Origin of the sequence: Acuticoccus kalidii (assembly GCF_021556395.1) — a bacterium.
GTDB lineage: Bacteria > Pseudomonadota > Alphaproteobacteria > Rhizobiales > Amorphaceae > Acuticoccus > Acuticoccus kalidii.
Window position 1 is genome coordinate 766678 of record NZ_JAKGCS010000036.1, and the last position, 20855, is coordinate 787532.

Here is a 20855-nt window from a genome sequence, read left to right on the forward strand (position 1 = left end):
CTTGGATCCTGTGATTTAAGTGGTTGTGCTTTAAATTTAGACATGCTCGAAGGCGTTGAACACCCCGTGCGAGCTTGTGGGTGGCCAGCCATGCAATCGGCGTGGGACTGGACCCCACTTGTGACGGGCTTTAAGTTCAACTGAAATTTGCCATGTGTAGCGTCTCCAATCGAACCCGACGGCATGATACTGCATTGAGGACACTCAATGCTCGCCTTTCATGGCGATTGGAGTGGAAAGCCAGCTCAGCGGTTGGCGTTGGTGTTCGATAGTGTTAATCGCGCCCACTGCGTGAAAGCTGTCAGCCAGGTGTGATCATGACTGTACGAGAGCAACTGCAAACTGCGATCCGTGAAGCCACCGAGCGTGACGATCGCCGCCGTTTGTGTACCCTGCGTCTCATTCAGACCGCGATCCGGGATCGCGATCAGGCCCACTGTATCGGGAACGGCGAGAAGATTTCTCAGAATGAAATCGCCTCCCTGCTGCAGAAAATGATCAAGCAGCGCGAAGAGCAGATCGCTGCGGATCGTGAAACGGGGAATGCGGAAAGCGTGGTACGGACACAGCGCGAGGTCGTTACGATCCGCGAATTCATGCCGCCCCTCATGGACGACACGTCCATGCAGACCGCCTGCGCCCAGGTGGTGAAAGAGATCGGCGCGGCTGGCCTGCGCGACGTGGGACGCACGATCACGGCCCTCAAGAAGCGATATCCGGGTCAGCTCGACCTCGGCCGCGCGAGCGGCGTCGTGAAGGGAATGCTGCGGTAATCGAGATTCCCCTGTGGAAACGGACGTTTTCCACAATTTGTTAACATCTTATTAAATGTGAGTGGCCTCACTGTCTCCAGCTCATCGGAGACTCATCGGTGCGCTTCTCGAAAGACTTCCTCGCTTCCCTCCGTGAGCGGGTCCCCCTGTCCGAGCTGATTGGACGGGTCGTCAGCTGGGACCGACGGAAATCGCAGCCTGCGCGCGGCGATCTGTGGGGATGCTGCCCCTTCCACGAAGAAAAGACGCCGTCGTTCCACGTCGACGACCGGAAGGGCTTCTATCACTGCTTCGGCTGCCACGCATCGGGCGACCATCTCGGCTTTCTGACCGAGCATGACGGGCTCGATTTCGTCGACGCGGTCAAGAAACTCGCCGATCTCGCCGGTGTCGCCTTGCCCGAGGCGGGCGACGAGCGCGAATCGCACGCCGCCCGTCAGCGCCGCACCGAGCGCGGCGCGCTGGAGGCGGCAGCCTCTTTCTACGAATCGACACTGTGGGGAACGGGTGGCGCCGCCGCGCGCCGCTATGCGGGCGATCGCGGGTTTTCCGAGGAGACGCTGCGGACGTTCGGCTTCGGCCTCGCGCCGAACACGCAGGCCTTCCTCAGCCGCCACCTAGTCAAAGAAGGTCTCACCGAGCGCGACCTGGAACGAACCGGCCTCGCCGTGCGCACCGATCAGGGCACGCTGCGCGATCGCTTCCGCGGCCGGCTCATGGTGCCGATCCACGACCCGCGCGGCCGGGTGGTCGGTTTCGGCGGTCGCACGCTCGACGGGCGCGAGCCGAAATATCTGAACTCGCCCGAGACGGAGCACTTCGACAAATCGAGCCTCCTTTATAATGCCCATCGCGCGCGCGGCGCCTCGCACCGCAGCGGGCGTCTTTATATCGTGGAGGGCTATCTCGACGCCGTGGCGCTCGCGCAGGCCGGGATCGAGGAGGTCGTCGCGAGCCTCGGGACGGCGCTCACCGAGGCGCAGATCAAGCTTGCCTGGCAATATGCCGACGAGCCGGTCCTGTGCTTCGACGGCGACAAAGCGGGCCGCGCCGCCGCGCACCGGGCGATGGACCGGATCGTGCCGCTTTTGTCGGGTGGTCAGTCTTTCCAATTCCTCGCAATGCCGGAGGGGCAGGATCCCGACGATCTCGTCCGTTCGGGGGGACGCGCGGCGTTCGATTCGCTCGCCGCGCAAGCGACGCCGCTCGTCGACGCGCTTTTCGCCCGCGAGGCGGAGAAGGGGACCGACACGCCCGAGCGCCTCGCCGCGCTCGAGACGCGCCTCGACGCGATCGCCGCGACCATCACCGACGAACGGCTTGGCCGGCTCTATCGCAACGCGTTTCGCGACCGGATCTTCGCGCTGCGCCGCTCGAAGCCGAAGATCCCGATGCCGCCGAAGCCGAAGGCCGCGAGCCCGATCGCGGCACCTGCTTCGCTCGATCGCTCGCTCCTCGACCTCGAACGGTTGGCGCTCGGTCTTCTCATTCTGCGACCGTACTTCATCGAGCGTTTCGGCGAGCGTCTCACCGGCGAGACGTTCCTCAGCGAGGCGCATGCGGGCTTCGCGGCGCTCCTCGTCGAAACTTATGGACAAGTGTTGCCCGAAAGCCCCGCTGCGCTGACATCCGCATTGCCGGCGAGCGCACGCATGTGCCTCGGTGAGGTGTGGGGCGAGGGCGAGCACGAGATCGGGCCGCGGCTTGCGCAGCGGTTTTCGATTCTCGCCTGCGATCCGGACGAGGATTTCCTCACCCGGTGCATTGAGCTATTTCTTAATCGTTTGAATCTAAGAGCGGAAATGGCGGAACTGGCTGAGGAGCCAAAACGATTGGCCGCAGGGGGTGGTGATGGCGAAGCCCGTCTCCTATCTCTGTCGGTGGCGGTGCAGGAACACAGCAATGCGCTGCAGGACGCGGAGCGGGAGCTGGCCGACGAGGCGGCCACACTGCGACGAAAAAGAGCGATGCCAGTCAAACCAAAAGCCGAGTGAGTCGGTTTAATGGTCGAGCATCCTTGCGCCCGTCGTCGTGCGCGTTATCTAGTTTCGGATAGCAAGACCTACCGTTGGCTCGACGACCGTCCGTCGCCGTAGCCATGGGCGATCCTTTGGCATCGCCGGCGCGGCGGGTCCGCCGGTATGCATCAAATGCGCACACAGCGCTCTCAAGCATGTGTTGGAGGCTCGATGGCGACGAAGGCAAACGCGGCGGAAGACAAGGACACAACGACCGAAACGTCCGATGGTCCGCTCCTTGATCTGAACGACGCGGCTGTCAAAAAGCTCATCAAGACCGCGAAGCGTCGCGGCTATGTTACCCACGATGAGCTGAACGAGGTTCTCCCGTCCGAGGAGGTGACGTCCGAGCAGATCGAGGACACGATGGCGATGCTCAACGATATGGGCATCAACGTCGTCGAGCACGAAGAGCAGGACGAAGCCGAGGGAGACGATTCGGAGGCGCGCGACCTCACCGAATCGAGTGGCAGCAAGGCCGTCGCGAAGACGACCACGCGTGAACCCACCGAACGCACCGACGATCCGGTTCGCATGTATCTGCGCGAGATGGGCTCGGTCGAGCTCCTGTCGCGTGAAGGCGAAATCGCGATCGCAAAGCGGATCGAGGCCGGCCGCAATTTCATGATTGCGGGCCTGTGCGAGAGCCCGCTGACGTTCCAGGCCATCATCATCTGGCGTGACGAGCTGCTCGAAGGAAAGGTGCTGCTGCGCGAGATCATCGATCTCGAAGCGACCTATGCCGATCCCGAGGGCAAGGGCCATCTGTCGGAGGGTGACGAGGGCGAAGGGGACGGCGAGTCCGAAGGCGGCGAGGCCAATCCCGACGCGCCGAGCAACGTCATCAATCTCGCGAGCGGGCGCGCCCCGAATGCCGGCGGCCAGCAGGCCAACGGCGCGAACGGCGCCGCGCAGCCGAACGGCGAGAGCGAGGAGGAGTCCGACGAGGACGACTTCGAAAGCTCGATGTCGCTCGCCGCGATGGAAGCGGAGCTGAAGCCCAAGGTCCTCGAAACGTTCGAGGCGATCGCCGACAATTATAAGAAGCTGCGCAAGCTGCAGGAACAGGTCGTCGAGCAGCACCTCACCGACGAGGGGCCGCTGACGCCGCAACAGCAGAAGCGGTACGCCAAGCTGCGCGAGGATATCGTCGCGTCGGTGAAGAGCCTCCTGCTCAACCCGCAGCGCATCGAAAGCCTCGTCGAACAGCTTTACGACATCAACAAGCGCCTGATCGGCTGCGAGGGCCGTATCATGCGGCTCGCCGATTCGTATGGCGTCGATCGCTCCGACTTCCTGAAGCATTATCAGGGGTATGAGCTTGACCCGAACTGGCTCGGCCGCGTCGGCGGTCTTCCGGGGCGGGGCTGGAACGAGTTCATCAAGCACGAGGACGCGACGCTCGCCGAACTCCGCCAGGAGATCCAGGATCTTGCGACGCAGACCGGGCTCGAGATCACCGAGTTCCGCACCCTCGTTCAGAAGGTGCAGAAGGGTGAGCGCGAGGCGCGGCGCGCCAAGAAGGAGATGGTCGAGGCGAACCTGCGTCTCGTGATCTCCATCGCGAAGAAGTACACGAACCGCGGCCTTCAGTTCCTGGATCTCATCCAGGAGGGCAATATCGGCCTGATGAAGGCGGTCGATAAGTTCGAGTACCGCCGCGGCTACAAGTTCTCGACGTACGCGACCTGGTGGATTCGCCAGGCGATCACGCGCTCGATCGCGGACCAGGCGCGCACCATCCGCATCCCGGTCCACATGATCGAGACGATCAACAAGATCGTCCGCACGAGCCGTCAGATGCTCCACGAGATCGGCCGTGAGCCGACCCCGGAGGAGCTCGCCGAGAAGCTCGCGATGCCGCTCGAGAAGGTTCGCAAGGTCCTCAAGATCGCGAAGGAGCCGATCTCCCTCGAAACGCCGATCGGCGACGAGGAGGATTCGCACCTCGGCGACTTCATCGAGGACAAGAACGCGGTCCTGCCGATCGACGCTGCGATCCAGTCCAACCTGCGCGAGACGACGACGCGGGTGCTGGCCTCGCTGACGCCGCGTGAGGAGCGGGTGCTCCGCATGCGCTTCGGCATCGGCATGAACACCGATCACACGCTGGAGGAAGTCGGCCAGCAATTCTCGGTGACGCGCGAACGCATTCGTCAGATCGAGGCGAAGGCGCTGCGCAAGCTCAAGCATCCCTCGCGCTCGCGCAAGCTGCGCTCCTTCCTGGATAGCTGACAGAAAACGGGCGCCCCTTCGCGGGGCGTCCGCGTTTTTCCGGCCCCGTTGCGGTATCTCGCCGTGCCTACCCAGTCCGACGCGAACGCGCGCCGTGGTGTCGGCCGGCCGACGGCCGCGCCTCTGGTGACGATCCCTGCTGCAAAACCGCACGGCCTATCGTCACGTATGATTGTACGATCCATTTGTCGGATGTCCGAACGCAACACGTTCACGTAGAGTCTCGGACACCAAGTGATCCTTGCGGGCGTCGGACGCCCGTTCGTAACGCATATCATTCACTGCGACGGGTACAGCGCTCGTCAGGATTCCGCCGGAAAGGACGGTATTTCGTGTGAACGGCGATTGCATCCTTACCCTCAGCGAAGGACGCGGCGTTCCATCGTCCCGCTGCGGTTCATTCGCGATTTGGCGGGGCGTTTGGTGAGCGTGGTGACGGTCGAACCCGGCGGGAGCGAATCCCCGGTGCAGTCTCCGGTCCGACGGGCCGGGACCCCGCAACAGCGCCTGACGACTTGGCTGCTCACCGAGGCCGTGAAAATGGAGCTCGGGTCGATCATCGAAGGGCTCGGGCATCGCCTCTCGGCCTTCGGCGTTCCGCTCGATCGCTTCACGGTCTCGTTCAGTCTCCTCAACCCCTCGCTGCTGGGTGGCGGCATCATCTGGCGCCCCGGTCGGCCGCCCGAATTCGCGCGATATGACTATGCCAATCGCGATGCCGGCATTTTCGAGAAGAGCCCGTTCAAGGCCGTGCTCGACACCGGCAAGCCGGTCGTGATCGATGTGCAGAACACTCCCGACGAGGCATTCGGCATCGTGGCGGAGCTGCGCGAGGAGGGTCTCGCCCACTATATCGCGATGCAGCTTCCGAGCTCCGACGGAACGCATTTCTGGCTGACGATGGCGACGAAATCCGCCGCCGGCTTTACCGACGAACAGCGCCGCATCGTGCGCGAGATCCAGCCGGCGCTGTCGGCCGCCACCGAGATCAAGACGCTCCAGGCGACCTTCCGCGAGGTGCTGTCCGCCTATGTCGGCCGCGCCCCCGCGCGCGAGATCATGCAGGGAACGGTCCATCGCGGTCAGGTCACGAAGGTGCGCGCGGCGATCTTCGTGTCCGATCTGCGGGGCTTCACGCATCTTTCGACGCAGCTTCCGGCGCACACCACAGCCGACGTGATCAACCGCTATTACGACATCGTCGTCCCGGCGATCGAGCATCATGGCGGCGAGGTGCTGAAGTTCATCGGGGATGCGGTGCTCGCGATCTTCCCGGTTGCCGAGCGCGGCGAGACCCACGCGACGCTCGCCGCCCTCGACGCCGCGCGTGAGGCGCTCGACACGGTGATCGAGCCCTTCGAGATCGACGGGCAGGAGATCGACATCAAGTTCGGCATCGCGCTCCATCTCGGGAGCGCGGCGTACGGCAATGTCGGCTCGGGCGATCGGCTCGACTTCACTGTCATCGGGCGGGACGTGAACATCGCGGCGCGGCTCGCTTCGCTGTGCAGCCGGCTCGGCCGGAATTATCTCGTCTCGAAGACGATCGCCGAGGTCGGCCGCGCCAACGGTCGGACGATGTCCGATGCCGGTTCGCACGAGGTGCGGGGGATCGATCAGCCGTTGCCGGTCTTCGTGCCCGATGCGCAAACCCTCTCGCCCGAGGAGGGGGATGACGGCGTGTCCCAGGGGATCGTGTTCATCTCGCCGGTCTGACTGGCTTATGCGAAATCGTCCGGCGATAGCGCGCCGGGCGAGATGCCGAGAAGGCGCACGCTGTCGCCCGTTCCGCTGACATAGACGATCGTGTCGGCCCCGGCGGCGAATGCGCTCGCGAACGCGGCCGCCGGATCGGCCACGTCGAGGCGGTCGGCGCCGGGGGCGAAGTCGGTGATCGTGTCGGCGCCGGTGTGGCCGGTGAAGCGGAAAAGGTCGGGACCGGGGCCGCCCGTCATCGTGTCGTCTCCGAAGCCGCCCAGCAGCGTATCGGCATCGCTGCCACCGAAGAGGCGATCGGCGCCTTGCTCTCCGAACAGGGCGTCGCCGCCCGGCCCGCCGTCGATGGTGTCATCTCCGTCGCCGCCGAAGAGCCGGTCGGCTCCGGCATTGCCGGCAAGGCGATCGGCGCCGGTTCCGCCATCGAGGCTGTCGGCGCCCTGTCCGCCGAACAGACGATCCCCGTTCGGACCGCCGAGGAGCCTGTCCGGCCCTTGTCCACCATTGAGAACATCGGCCCCGCTCGCCCCGTCGAGGGTGTCCGCGCCGGCATCGCCCATGAGCGTGTCCGCACCCTGTCGACCGTGGAGCCTGTCGTGACCGCCTTCGCCGCGGAGATCGTCGCGGCCGGTGCCGCCGTCCAGCGTGTCGCGACCCTCGCCGCCGAACAGCGTGTCGTCACCCGAACGGCCGATGAGACTGTTGGCGAGGCGATTGCCGGTGATCGTGTCGTCTTCACGGCCGCCGATGGCGTTTTCGATCGCCGACCGCCATTTGCCGCGATAGAGGAACGCGTTGTGGATCGCACCGCCTGCGCGGATCGTCTCGGTCTCGAAGGTCGGCGTTTCGGAGCGGTTGAGGTGCGCCTCCTGGCCGGTGGTCGACGCGTGGCCGGGGCGCAGATCGATCTCAAGCGGATTGATGAAGCGGGAGAAGTCGTACGTGTCGATCCCGCCGCCGTCCCATATCGTTCGTTGCACGACGCGGTCGGTCGGGTCGAACACATACCGATCGTCAGCGGTGTCGCGATAATTCGCGCCGTAGAGATATTGAAGCGCGGCGATGTCGTAGGTCATGTAAGTCTCGGCGTAGCCGCCGGGTTCGATGCCGAGGCCGTCGGCGGGCGAGGCGCCCGGATAGGCACGGGTGCTCATCACCGAATATTCGGCGCCGTCGAGGCTCGCCGGCAACCGCGCGTAGCCGGGATCGTCGGGATGCTTGAGGCCGAGAGCATGGGCGAACTCGTGGAGCACGACCCGGTAGGCATAGCTCCCCGGTAGGGCGCCGCGCGCGATGTCGCCACCGATCCAGACATCGCCGGCCGCCGCCCCACCGCCCGGCATGATCGTGTAGGCGCCGAGGCGGATCGTCTCCATGCCGTCCGCCGTGCGGAGCTCGAGCGTGTCGGACTGGAAGATGCGAATGTCGGCCATGGCGCCGCCGTGCGGACCGACCGCGTTGAGGTCGAGGCGGGTGAAACTCTCGATCTGCCGCACCGCGTCGTGGAGTGCATCGTGCAGGATGGGGGAGGGGCGCGTCGGGAAATTCTCGCCATAGACGCCGCCATGCGGCGCCGTCGGCGCGAGCGCCCAGGTCGGGTCGCCGCTCCAGGCGTTGGGGCCGATGAGGCTGTTGACGACGAGCGAACTCGTCGCCGCGATTGCGCGCGTGCGGGCCAAGGATTTTCCATCGTGACATCGATCGGATCAGCGCTCGCACGTGCCCGAACGAGCCGCTCCGCCTATCGGCGTATCGCCGTCGACGAACCGGCATCCGGCTGGGGCATTCGGCCCACTGCGCGCGTCAGGCTAGGCGAGGCGCAAGGCGGCCTCCGCCGACGATCGGTCCGACGCGACGACACATGCGACGCGGGGAGAACCTAGGCGAGCGAGGTTGCACGAGGCTCTGTGATTTTAAGCTTGCGGTTTGGAAAGCCGGCTTTCGTTTCGGCGCGGGTAAGGTTGGCAGAGGCGGGGCGATCGGCCTTATGATGGGCGGATCCATCGGTGCGGCCAGCGGGACGAGACCGCCGCCGCGCCGGAGGGAATTGGTACGAAACGAGGCGTGTCGCGGGGGTGCCGCTCCTGCGATTTCCTCGGGTTGGAGGTTGAATGGCCCGTCCCCAAGCAAGCCACACCGTGCAGGTCGACGAGCCGCACGTGCGCGTCACCGAGTGGCGTTTCGCACCAGGCGAGGCAACCGGTTACCACAAGCACGCCCATGATTATGTCGTCGTGCCCACCGTGCCCGGCGTCCTCACCATCGTCGGCGCCGACGGTGGTGAGACACGCAACGAACTCAAGCTCGGGCAAAGCTACGCGCGGCCCGCCGGAGTGGAGCACGACGTCGTCAACGCGACCGACGCGCAGATCGTGTTCGTCGAGATCGAGATGAAGCGCTAGTCGGCGGGGCTGCCGATCAGCCGTTGTCGCGGAACTCGGGATAAAGCTCCATGCCGCCATCGACGACCAGCGTGTGGCCGTTGACATAATCGGAGGCGTCGGACGCGAGCCAGACGACCGCCGCCGCGATCTCCCGCGGCTGTCCGATCCGGGCATAGGGAATGAGCGCGTTGAGCGCCTCCGCCTTTTGCGGATCGGACCAGACGTCCTTGTTGATCGCCGTCGCGATCGCCCCCGGTGAGACGGCGTTGACGCGGATTCGCTCCGAGGCGAGTTCCTGCGCGGCGGTCTTCATGAGCATCGAGACGCCGCCTTTGGCGGTGGCGTAGTTGACGTGCCCGGCCCACGGGATCACGTCGTGCACGCTGCTCATCGCGATGATCTTGCCGAGTGCGCGCGACTGGCGCATGCCTTGCGCCCGGAACTGGCGAACGGCGGCCTGCATCACCAGAAACTGGCCGGTGAGGTTGACGCCGATCACGCGGTCCCAGTCGGCTTTGGTGAGGTCGGTGAAGGCGGCGTCCTTCTGGATGCCGGCGTTTGCGACCGCGATGTCGATCGCGCCGAAATGGTCGATGGCGTCGGCGAAGAGGGCGGCGACGTCCTCTTCCTTGGACACGTCGCCCGCGAGGCTGATCGCCTTGACGCCGTGCTCGAGGCACGCGTCGACGGTCTCCTGCGCACCATCGGGGCTGCCATAATAATTCACGGCGACGTTCGCGCCGCATTCGGCGAGGGCGATGGCGCAGGCCTGTCCGATTCCCGAACTCGCTCCGGTGACGATTGCGGATTGCCCGGTGAGGTCGGGGAGAATCGGTTCGGTCATCAGGTGTCTCCTAAACTTGGGGTCGGCGCGCCATCACGGCGAGGACATCAAACAAGAACGCGAATGTTACTGGTATGTGTTTCGGCCGGACCAGAAATGTCCGTGAGTGCTCGGCGGTCCCGGCAAAGGTGTCGGACGATCGCCGGAGCGAGCGGAGGAACGAATGGCACTGTCTGTCACACACCCCAGATTTCCCGTGACGAGCCTATCCGGCACCATCGTGATGCTCGCCGGCGGCCTCCTCGCCACGATCGTCTTCGACCTGTTCGGTCAGTGGCTCACACCGACGCTGGGCTTTGCAAGGCTCGCGCCTGTTCCTTTGGCAACGCAATCGCTGCAGGCCTTGTTCGGTCCCTTCGATAGCGCGACCCTTGCCGGGACCGTCGTGCACTGGCTGACGGGGATCCTTTTTTACCCGATCGGCTATGCGTTCATCGCGTTGCCGATCGCCCGATCGGTCGTCCCCTCGATCCATTGGTCGGTCGTCGCCATCGTCTACGGCATCGTGCTGTGGGTCTTCGCCCTTTATATGATGGCCCATCTCATCGCCGGAAACCCGCCTTTTCTCGGCTTCACCGGGATCACGTATGTCGCCTTGATCGGGCATGTGATCTACGCCCTGGTTCTCGGCGCCGCGCTCTCTTACCGGAATTGATCCGGGCTGCCGGTAACCGGGCAAGGGTTGCCGGCGACGCTCTGTCCCATAAGTCATTGGATAGGGTTGGTCCTATCAGCGGGTGAGTGAGCGGTTGGTTCGCGTGGATCGGCACGGCATAGTGCTGCAACTTCGCCGGTTTCTCTCGAGGAAACCGCGCGGCAACGTGAACCGGCTCGTCGGCGGCGCGTTTACGCCGTTGACCGCGCGTGACCAAGCCGGTCCGATGAACGGAACCGAGAGCGTCATGATCGAAGATAGCCTTGCGACTTCAGACGCGGACGTGGCGGACGATGAGATCGTCACCATCGCGCCGGACGGCGGCGACGCTTACATGATGGAGCTCGCCGCAAATCGCGTTGCCATCGAGGCCGTCGCGCCGGAGATCGACGGCGGGCGCTTCCCGGCCAAAACGGTCGTCGACCAGCCCTTCGTCGTCGAGGTCGACGTGTTCGGGGATGGGCACGACCATGTCGCCTGCGCCATCCTGTGGCGCGCGCGCGGTGTCGACAACTGGGAAGAGGCGCCGCTGTCCTATGTGATCAACGATCATTGGCGCGGGCATTTCACACCGGTCGACAACGTTCCGCACGAATATACGGTGATCGCCTGGCGCGACACGTTCGAGAGCTGGCGCGCCGAGATCGCCAAAAAGTACAATGCCGGCGTGCCGATCGCGTTGGAACTCGAAGAGGGGGCTCGGCTCGTCGCCGCCTCGGTGGGCTCCGGCCGCGGTTCGCACGAGGATCAGAAGCGCCTCGCCCAGCTCGCCAAGGCGATGAAGTCGGCGAGCGAGAATGATCGCTTCGCCGCGCTGATGACCGACGATACCGCCGCGCTGATGCAGCGCGCCGGCCACCGGGCGAATCTGTCCCATTATGATCGGATCCTGCCGCTGACGGTCGACCGCAAGGCCGCCGCCTTCTCGGCCTGGTATGAGGTGATGCCCCGCTCGCAATCCGGCGACCCCCACCGGCACGGCACGTTCGACGACGTGATCGACCGCCTTCCCTATGTCGAGGGGCTCGGCTTCGACGTCCTCTATTTCACGCCGATCCATCCGATCGGGACGACCAACCGCAAGGGGCGCAACAATTCGCTGGTCGCCGAGCCGAGCGATCCGGGGAGCCCCTACGCGATCGGCTCCGAGGAGGGGGGGCATGACGCGCTCCACCCCGAACTCGGCACGTTCGAGGATTTCGCCCGCCTCGTCGCCGCCGCGAAAGAGCACGGGCTCGAGATCGCGCTCGATTATGCGATCCAGTGCTCGCCCGATCATCCCTGGATCAAGGCGCACCACAATTGGTTCGACTGGCGGCCCGACGGGTCGATCAAATTCGCCGAGAACCCGCCCAAGAAGTACGAGGACATCGTCAATGTCCGCTTCTATGATGGGGACGAGCCGATCCCGGACCTGTGGCGCGCGCAGCGGGACGTCGTCCTGTTCTGGGTCCATCATGGGGTGAAGATCTTCCGGGTCGACAACCCGCACACCAAGGCGTTCCCGTTCTGGGAGTGGATGATCGCCGAGGTCCAGCGCGATCATCCCGACGTGATCTTCCTCGCCGAGGCGTTCACGCGGCCGAAGGTGATGCACCGGCTCGCCAAGATCGGCTTCACGCAGTCTTATTCGTACTTCACCTGGCGCAATCACAAGGCCGAGCTGATCGAGTACATGACCGAGCTCACCACCACGGTGAAGCAGCACACGATGCGGGTGAATTTCTTCGTCAACACGCCCGACATCAACCCGGTCTACTTGCAGACCTCGGGGCGGCCCGGCTTTCAGGCCCGGCTCGTGCTCGCCGCGTCGATGGCCGGCAATTATGGCGTCTATAACGGCTTCGAGCTGTGCGAGGGAGCGGCGATCCCCGGCAAGGAGGAGTATCTCAACTCCGAGAAGTACGAGCTTCGCGCCTGGGATTGGGATCGGCCCGGCCACATTCGCGAAGACGTCGCGCTGATGAACCGCTTGCGGCGGACGCATCCGGCCTTGCAGGACTTCGCCAATATTGAGTTCTACAACATGTGGAACGACAATATCATCTATTACGGCAAGCGCACGGCGGACCTGTCGTCGTTCCTCCTCTTTGCGATCAACCTCGATCCGCACCATGGTCAGGGCGCCCACTTCGAGGTGCCGCTGTGGGAGTTCGGCTTGCCGGACGACGCATCGATCGATGTCGAGGATCTCGTGGCGGATTATAGCTTTACCTGGCAAGGCAAGGTTCAGCACGTGTATATCGATCCGCACCAACGTCCCTATTTCATCTGGCGTCTCGTTTCGCCATCAGGGCTGCGCTAATGGATACTGCTGTTGCTCCCGTCACCGACACCGAGCAGGACGCCCCGGGCGCCGACGGTGCGATCGATCGGTCCGTCACGGACTGGTACAAAGATGCGATCATCTACCAGCTGCACGTCAAGGCGTTCATGGATGCCGACAACAACGGTATGGGTGATTTCGCCGGCCTGATGCAAAAGCTGGACTATGTCCAGGCGCTCGGCGTCACGGCCATTTGGCTCTTGCCGTTCTATCCCTCGCCCTTGCGCGATGATGGGTACGATATCGCCGATTATACGACGGTGAATCCGCAATATGGCGATGTCGAAACCTTCGCGACATTTGTGAAGGAGGCGCACCGGCGCGGTCTGCGGGTGATCACCGAGCTCGTCATCAACCACACCTCGGACCAACATCCCTGGTTCCAGACCGCGCGGCAGGCGCCGAAGGATTCGCCCGAGCGCGATTATTATGTCTGGTCCGACACGGACGAGAAATATGAGCTGACGCGCATCATCTTCCTCGACACCGAGAAGTCGAATTGGACGTGGGATCCGGTCGCCGAGCAATATTTCTGGCACCGTTTCTATTCGCATCAGCCCGACCTCAACTTCGACAACCCCAAGGTTCTCGAAGAGGTGCTGACGGTGATGAATCAGTGGCTCGATATGGGGGTCGACGGGCTGCGGCTCGACGCGATTCCCTATCTCGTCGAGCGCGACGGCACCAACAACGAGAACCTGCCCGAGACGCACGATGTTCTGAAGAAGATCCGCACCGCGCTCGACACCCGCTATTCGGACCGGATGCTGCTCGCCGAGGCGAACCAATGGCCGGAGGATACGCGCCCTTATTTCGGTGAGGGGGACGAGTGCCATATGGGGTTCCACTTCCCCCTGATGCCGCGCATGTACATGGCGCTCGCGCAGGAGGACCGGCACCCGATCACCGACATCATCCGCCAGACGCCCGAGATCCCGGACCAGTGCCAGTGGGCGATCTTCCTGCGCAACCACGACGAGCTGACGCTCGAAATGGTGACGGAGGAGGAGCGGGACTATCTGTGGCGGACCTACGCCGCCGACAGCCGCGCCCGCATCAATCTCGGGATCCGCCGCCGCCTCGCGCCGCTGATGCAGAACGACCGGCGGAAGATCGAGTTGATGAACGCCTTCCTGCTGTCGATGCCGGGGACGCCCGTCCTCTATTATGGCGACGAGATCGGGATGGGCGACAATTACTATCTCGGCGATCGGGACGGCGTGCGCACGCCGATGCAATGGTCGACGGACCGCAATGGCGGCTTCAGCCGGGCCAACCCGCAGCAGCTCTTCCTGCCGCCGATCATGGATCCGGTCTACGGCTATCAGGCGATCAACGTCGAGGCGCAGGACAGCGACCCGTCCTCGCTCCTCAACTGGATGCGGCGCATCATCCTGGTGCGCAAGCAGCATCCCGCCTTCGGCCGCGGCACGATGCAGTTCATCTATCCGCGCAACCGTAAGATCATCGCCTATATCCGTGAGCACGAGGGCGAGGCGATCCTGTGCGTCGCGAACCTCTCGCGCTCGGCGCAGGCGGTCGAGCTCGACCTGTCGGCTCACCGCACGCGCGTGCCGATCGAGTTGACGGGGCGCACGCCGTTCCCGCCGATCGGCGAGCTGCCTTATATGCTGACGCTGCCGGCCTACGGTTTCTTCTGGTTCGTTCTCGCGGGGCCGGAGGAGGCGCCTTTGTGGCACGAGCCGGCGCCGGAGCCGCTGCCGGACTTCATCACCCTGACGGCGCGCAATGGCCGGATCGACGGTGCGCTCGGCGGGCGGGAGCGCAGCCAGCTCGAAGCGAACACTTTGCCGCAATTCCTGCCGCTGCAACGGTGGTTCGCCGCGAAGGACGAGACGATCCGCAAGGTCTCGCTCGAACCGCTCGCGATGCTCGACGAGGCGGGCCTTTACGCGCTCGCGACGCTCGAGGTCACGCTGCCGTCCGGCACCCAGCGCTATCTCGCGCCGCTTTCGGTGCGGTGGGGCGAGGAGAATCTGCGCCCCGGCGCGCAGAAGCTCTCTTATACGCTGGCGAAGGTCCGCTCCGGCCCGCGCATCGGCGCGCTGACCGACGGCACCTATGACGAGACGCTCGCCGCCGAATTGATTGCCCTCATGCGGGGCGACGAGAACCGGACGCTCGGCGCGCACACGGTCTCGTTCCGCAGCTCCGAGGCGTTGAAGGCGATCGAGGAGCTCGCGCCGCCGCGGCCGCTCGGCGTCGAGCAGTCGAACGTGTCGATCGTGTTCGGCGAACAGATCATCTTGAAGATCTATCGCCGCCTGCGCGAAGGGGAGCAGCCGGACGTCGAGATCGCCCGCCATCTCACCGACGTCGCGCATTATGCGCACACGCCGTCCCTCGTCGGAACGATCGAACTGCACGATGACGGCGGCGAGCCTTCCGTCCTTGCCGCCGCCTTCGCCTTCGTTCCGAACCAGGGCGATGCCTGGCAGGCGGTGCTCGACGCACTCGAGCGCTATCTCGAAAAGGCCGACCTGATCGACGGTGACGCCAGCACGCCGGGGGCGGAGGGCGAGGAGGTCCAGCATTCCTTCCCGCTCGATATCGGCACCCTCGCCGGGACGCGGACGGCGGAGTTGCATCTCGCCCTCGCGGCGGACGAGACGAGCCCGGCCTTCCGGCCCGAGCCGATCACCGCGGACGATCTCGCGAAGTGGGCCGACGATGCGACCGCCGAGGCGGACGCTCTGTTTGCGCGCCTCGATGCGCACATGGCGCACCTGCCCGAAGACGCGGCGGAGGACGCCCGCGCGCTGATCGAGCAGCGCGAGGCCGTCAAGGCGCGGTTCGACGAGGTGCGCACTGCCGCCCCGTCCGGCCACAAGTCCCGCATCCATGGCGATTATCACCTCGGTCAGGTGCTCGTCGCGCAGGACGATCTCGTGGTCATCGACTTCGAGGGCGAACCGACCCGCTCGCTCGACGAGCGCCGCGCCAAGTCCTCGCCGCTGCGCGACGTCGCCGGTATGCTCCGCTCGTTCGACTATGCGGCCGCGATGGCGCTGTCGCGCTGGCGGGACACGCACGAGGTCAATGCGGAGGAGGCCCGCGTCAAAGCGCTCGCCTGGCGCGACGCCAGCCGGCGCGACTTCCTCGCCGCCTATCTCGACACGCTCGGCGACGCGGCTCCGGCCGACGAACTGACCGCCGCGCTCCTCGATCTCTTCACGCTGCAGAAGGCAATTTACGAGATCGGCTATGAACTCTCGAACCGCCCGGCATGGGTGCGCATTCCTCTAGCGGGTGTGATGGATGTTCTCGCCGACGAGCGCGGCGTATCCGCCTGGCTCACCGTCGAAGACGGCGGGGCCGATGATGAAACCGACACGGGAGAGACCTGATGAGCGAGACGCGCCAGTGCGACGATCTTCAGCCGGGTGCGGCCGAGGCGATCGTCACCGGCCGTCACTCCGATCCTTTCGCTGTGCTCGGCATGCACGGCGCCGGGGACGGTCGGCATCTCGTCGTGCGGACGTTTGCGCCGCACGCCGAATCCGTGGCCCTCACCGACGCTGCCGGAAAGGTGGTCGCGCCGATGGAGCGCATCCACCCCGACGGGCTCTATTCGGTGTCGTTGAAGGGCAAGCCGTTCGACTATCGCTTCAGCCTGTGTGCTGGCGAACACAAATGGATCGAGGACGACCCCTATCGCTTCCCGCCGATCCTCGGCGAACTCGACGTCTATCTCGTCGCGGAGGGGCGACACCGCAAACTCTATGAGAAACTCGGCGCGCATCCGCATGTAATGGAGGGCGTCGAGGGGGTCGCCTTCGTCGTCTGGGCGCCGAACGCGCGGCGCGTCTCCCTTGTCGGCGACTTCAACGGCTGGGATGGGCGGCGCCATGTGATGCGCAAGCGCGTCGAAGCGGGGGTGTGGGAGATCTTCGTGCCCGGCCTCGGGCGCGGGCTCTATTACAAGTTCGAGATCGTCGGCCCGCACGGCAACGTGCTGCCCCTCAAGATGGACCCGCTCGCCTTCGCGACCGAGCAGCCGCCCGACACCTCTTCGGTAGTGCACGGTCTCGTCGAGCACGAGTGGACCGACGAAAGCTGGATGGCCGCGCGCGGGGCGAAGAACGACCGCGCGGCGCCGATTTCCATCTATGAAGTGCATCTCGGCTCCTGGCGCCGCGGCGACGGGAATGTGATGCTCGACTACGACACGCTCGCCGACGAGCTGATCCCGTACGTCAAGGATCTCGGCTTCACCCATCTCGAGCTGCTGCCGATCTCGGAGCATCCCTTCTCGGGCTCGTGGGGCTATCAGCCGATCGGCCTCTTCGCGCCGACGAGCCGGTTCGGGTCGCCCGAAGGCTTCGCGCGGTTCGTGGAGCGGGCCCACCATGAGGGGCTCGGCGTCATCATCGACTGGGTTCCGGCGCATTTTCCGACGGACGCGCACGGTCTCGCCGAGTTCGACGGGACGCCGCTCTATGAGCACGCCGACCCGCGCGAGGGCTTCCACAAGGACTGGAACACCCTCATCTACAATCTCGGCCGCAACGAGGTCGCGAATTTCCTGGAATCCAACGCGCTGTTCTGGATCGACCGCTATCATGTCGACGGTCTGCGCGTGGATGCCGTCGCCTCGATGCTCTACCGGGACTATTCGCGCTCCCACAATGAGTGGGTGCCGAACGTCCATGGCGGGCGCGAGAATCTCGAAGCGATCGCCTTCCTGCGCTCGATGAACGAGCGGATGCTCGAAGACGGGGAAGGGGCGATGACGGCGGCAGAGGAATCGACGGCCTTTCCGTCTGTCTCACGTCCGGTGAAGGATGGCGGGCTCGGCTTCGATTTCAAATGGAACATGGGCTGGATGCACGACACGCTCCAGTACATCCAGCGCGACCCGATCTATCGCCGGCACCATCAGGACAACATCACCTTCGGCCTGCATTACGCCTTCTCGGAGAACTTCATCCTCCCCCTCAGCCACGACGAGGTGGTGCACGGAAAGGGCTCGATGCTCGGCAAGATGCCGGGCGACCGTTGGCAGAAGTTCGCCAATCTGCGCGCCTATTATGCCTTCATGTGGACGCATCCGGGCAAGAAGCTGCTGTTCATGGGGGGCGAGTTCGGTCAGGGGCGTGAGTGGAATCACGATCAGAGCCTCGATTGGCACCTCCTCGCCGATCCCTTCCATGGCGGGGTGCAATCCCTGATCCGCGATCTCAACACGCTCTATCGCGACGAGGCGGCGCTTCATGAGCGCGATTGCGAGCCGGACGGGTTCGAGTGGATCGATGCGTCGGATTCGCAGTCGTCGATCTTCGTCTATGCGCGTTATTCGGCGGACCGTCGCCCGGCGATCGTGGTCGTCAACTTCACCCCGGTGGTGCGCACCGGCTACCGGATCGGCTTTCCCGAGCCCGGCCGGTGGAAGGAAGCTCTCAATACCGACGCCGGTGTCTATGGCGGAACCAATGTCGGCAATCAGGGGCGCATCATGACCGAGGCCGTGCCATATCACGGGCGCGCCCACTCGGCCGAGATCACGTTGCCGCCGCTCGGGGCTCTCGTCTTCGTTCCACAATAAGGCTCATATGCACATTGAACCCGGTTCGCCGAGCCCACTCGGCGCAAGTTGGGACGGATCCGGCACAAATTTCGCGATCTTCTCGGCCAATGCCACGAAGATCGAATTGTGCCTTTACGACGCCTCGGGGCGGCGGGAGACGGATCGCATTCCGCTTCCCGAGCACACGCACGATGTCTGGCACGGTTATTTTCCCGACATCTGGCCCGGTCAGAAATACGGCTACCGGGTCCATGGCCCGTACGAGCCGGAAGCGGGCCATCGCTTCAATCCGAACAAGTTGCTGATCGATCCTTACGCGCGGGCGCTCAGCGGCGAGCTGCGCTGGCACGATTCGATGTTCGGCTACCGCCTCGGCTCGAGCCGCGAGGATCTGTCATTCGATCGCCGCGACTCGGGGCCGGCGATGCCGAAATGCATCGTCGTCGACGAGGCGACGAGCTGGGGCAATCACGTCCGCCCGTCGGTCCCCTGGGCCGACACGGTGATCTACGAGGCGCACGTCAAGGGCGCGACGGCGATGCACCCCGACGTTCCCGAGCATCGGCGCGGCACCTTCGCCGGGCTCGCCGATCAGAAGGTGCTCGATCATTTCGTCAAGCTCGGCGTCACCACGATCGAGCTGATGCCGATCCACTATTTCGTCGACGACCGGCATCTTCTGCAAAAGAATTTGCGGAATTATTGGGGCTACAACACGCTGAATTTCTTCGCCCCGGCGGCGCGCTATCTGTCGTACGGGCCGAACCATCACGAGTTCAAACATCTCGTCCGACGGCTGCACGAAGCCGGGATCGAGGTGATCCTCGATGTCGTCTACAACCACACCGCGGAGGGCAACCAGCTCGGCCCGACACTGTCGTTCCGCGGCATCGACAATGCGAGCTACTACGTCCTCGCCGACGACAAGCGCTATTATCACGACACCACGGGCACCGGGAACACGGTGAACGTCGCCCATCCGCGGGTGATGCAGCTCGTCATGGATTCGCTGCGCTATTGGGTCGAGGTCTGCCGCGTCGACGGGTTCCGCTTCGATCTCGCGCCGTCGATGTCGCGCGAAGGCAACGGCTTCGACCCTTCGTCCGCCTGGCTCGACGCCGTGTTGCAGGATCCGGTTCTCAACAAGGTGAAGCTCGTCGCCGAGCCGTGGGATCTCGGTCAGGACGGGTATCAGGTCGGCCGCTTTCCGCCGGGCTGGGCGGAGTGGAATGGGCGCTATCGCGACGACACGCGCTCGTTCTGGCGCGGTGATCCGGGTTTTCTGCCGGCGCTCGGCCACAACCTCCTCGCCTCGGCCGACATCTTCGACCATGCGGGGCGCAAACCTTGGGCCTCGGTGAACTTCATTACCGCTCATGACGGTTTCACGCTCACCGATCTCGTCAGCTATAACGACAAGCACAACGAGGCGAACGGCGAGGAAAACCGCGACGGGCACGGGGACAACCGCTCCTCCAACTGGGGCGCAGAGGGCGAGACCGACGATCCGGGGATCCTCGATCTGCGTGACCGGATGCGGCGCAATCTGATGGCGACGCTGCTCGTCTCGCAGGGCACGCCGATGCTCCTGATGGGCGATGAGATCGGACGCACCCAGTTCGGCAACAACAACGCCTATTGCCAGGACACGGAGATGAGCTGGCTGAGCTGGGGCGATCACGATGAGCGCGACTGGACCTTCCAGCGCTTCGTCGCCGGTGTCCTCAAAGCGCGGCGTGATCTGCCGCTTCTCCACCAGCAGCGCTTCCTGCACGGCGATCCGCTCGCGCCCGATGGGCCGAAGGACGTGTGCTGGCTGCGGCCCGATGCCGTCGAGATGAACCCCGAGGATTGGCTGAACGGCGATCCGAAGGCGGTGGCGATGGTTCTCGCCGACGAGACGAGCCGCATCATCGTCGCCTTCAACGGCTCGACGGAGGACCTCGAATTCCACCTGTCCGAAGAGCTCTCCGGGCGACCTTGGCACATCCTGTTCAACACCGCCGATGGCCAGATGGAGACGGCGTTCGAAGCCCCGGAGATCGGGACGCCGCTCGCGGTCGCGAACCGCTCGATGCTCGCGATCGTCTCGCGCAAGGACTGAGCAGGGCAGGGCCGCATTTTCGCGGCGGCGCGGCCCTTGCGCTTGCCGGCAGGCAAGGCTTCACTCGTCCATGAGAGGTGGGTCGGAGGGGGCAGGCCGTGCGCCAAGCTTCGAGGGATCGAAGCGTGGTTCCGATCTGCCCTCGCAACGGCGCGCCGGTCGCGCCCGGCGCGGCGAGACAGTGTGAGACCTTGCGTAACTTCCGGGGCGAGTGACACCACTCGAGTCGGACCACCGGATGGACCCCATCCT

At 64.7% G+C, this 20855-nt stretch carries 12 protein-coding genes; 10 read left to right on the top strand and 2 right to left on the bottom strand.

The features are described from left to right. The first annotated feature begins 317 nt into the window (after positions 1–317). The 4 genes from L1787_RS24560 to L1787_RS26180 all read left to right on the top strand — a co-directional run bounded on the left by L1787_RS24560 (position 318) and on the right by L1787_RS26180 (position 6742). Positions 318–773, top strand: coding sequence for a GatB/YqeY domain-containing protein (locus L1787_RS24560; protein ID WP_235711736.1), 456 nt, complete (start codon positions 318–320; stop codon positions 771–773). Between the two features lie 98 nt (positions 774–871). After that, positions 872–2767, top strand: coding sequence for a DNA primase (gene dnaG, locus L1787_RS24565; RefSeq protein WP_235711737.1), 1896 nt, complete (start codon positions 872–874; stop codon positions 2765–2767). Between the two features lie 195 nt (positions 2768–2962). Next, positions 2963–5026 (top strand): RNA polymerase sigma factor RpoD, encoded by a 2064-nt coding sequence (gene rpoD / locus L1787_RS24570; RefSeq protein ID WP_235711738.1) that lies wholly within the window; start codon positions 2963–2965, stop codon positions 5024–5026. Between the two features lie 432 nt (positions 5027–5458). Continuing rightward, positions 5459–6742, top strand: coding sequence for an adenylate/guanylate cyclase domain-containing protein (locus L1787_RS26180; RefSeq protein WP_235711739.1), 1284 nt, complete (start codon positions 5459–5461; stop codon positions 6740–6742). A 5-nt stretch (positions 6743–6747) separates the two neighbouring features. On the opposite strand, the gene L1787_RS24580 is transcribed toward L1787_RS26180, so the two are convergent. After that, positions 6748–8421, bottom strand: coding sequence for a M10 family metallopeptidase (locus L1787_RS24580; protein WP_235711740.1), 1674 nt, complete (start codon positions 8419–8421; stop codon positions 6748–6750). Between the two features lie 432 nt (positions 8422–8853). Between L1787_RS24580 and L1787_RS24585 the strand changes: the two genes are divergently transcribed. Next, positions 8854–9144 carry a cupin domain-containing protein gene (locus L1787_RS24585; RefSeq protein WP_235711741.1) on the top strand — a complete coding sequence of 97 codons (291 nt, stop codon included), beginning with the start codon at positions 8854–8856 and terminating at the stop codon, positions 9142–9144. 16 nt (positions 9145–9160) lie between these two features. Here the strand turns inward: L1787_RS24585 and L1787_RS24590 are convergent, their stop codons facing one another. Further along, positions 9161–9970: a glucose 1-dehydrogenase gene (locus L1787_RS24590; RefSeq protein ID WP_235711742.1), complete on the bottom strand. Its 810-nt coding sequence runs from the start codon at positions 9968–9970 to the stop codon at positions 9161–9163. A 163-nt stretch (positions 9971–10133) separates the two neighbouring features. On the opposite strand from L1787_RS24590, the gene L1787_RS24595 reads away from it, so the two are divergent. The 5 genes from L1787_RS24595 (at position 10134) to glgX (ending at position 20603) form a co-directional block, all read left to right on the top strand. Continuing rightward, positions 10134–10625, top strand: a complete 492-nt coding sequence (locus L1787_RS24595; RefSeq protein WP_235711743.1) for a hypothetical protein — start codon at positions 10134–10136, stop codon at positions 10623–10625. 247 nt (positions 10626–10872) lie between these two features. Next, positions 10873–12930 carry an alpha-1,4-glucan--maltose-1-phosphate maltosyltransferase gene (locus L1787_RS24600; protein WP_235711744.1) on the top strand — a complete coding sequence of 686 codons (2058 nt, stop codon included), beginning with the start codon at positions 10873–10875 and terminating at the stop codon, positions 12928–12930. Then, positions 12930–16319, top strand: a complete 3390-nt coding sequence (gene treS / locus L1787_RS24605; protein ID WP_235711745.1) for a maltose alpha-D-glucosyltransferase — start codon at positions 12930–12932, stop codon at positions 16317–16319. The genes L1787_RS24600 and treS overlap by 1 nt, the downstream gene beginning before the upstream one ends. Further along, the gene (glgB, locus tag L1787_RS24610; RefSeq protein WP_235711746.1) at positions 16319–18517 is read left to right on the top strand and encodes a 1,4-alpha-glucan branching protein GlgB; all 2199 of its coding nucleotides are present in this window, start codon (positions 16319–16321) and stop codon (positions 18515–18517) included. The genes treS and glgB overlap by 1 nt, the downstream gene beginning before the upstream one ends. Positions 18518–18524: 7 nt before the next feature. After that, the gene (gene glgX / locus L1787_RS24615) at positions 18525–20603 is read left to right on the top strand and encodes a glycogen debranching protein GlgX (protein WP_235711747.1); all 2079 of its coding nucleotides are present in this window, start codon (positions 18525–18527) and stop codon (positions 20601–20603) included. Positions 20604–20855: the final 252 nt, after the last annotated feature.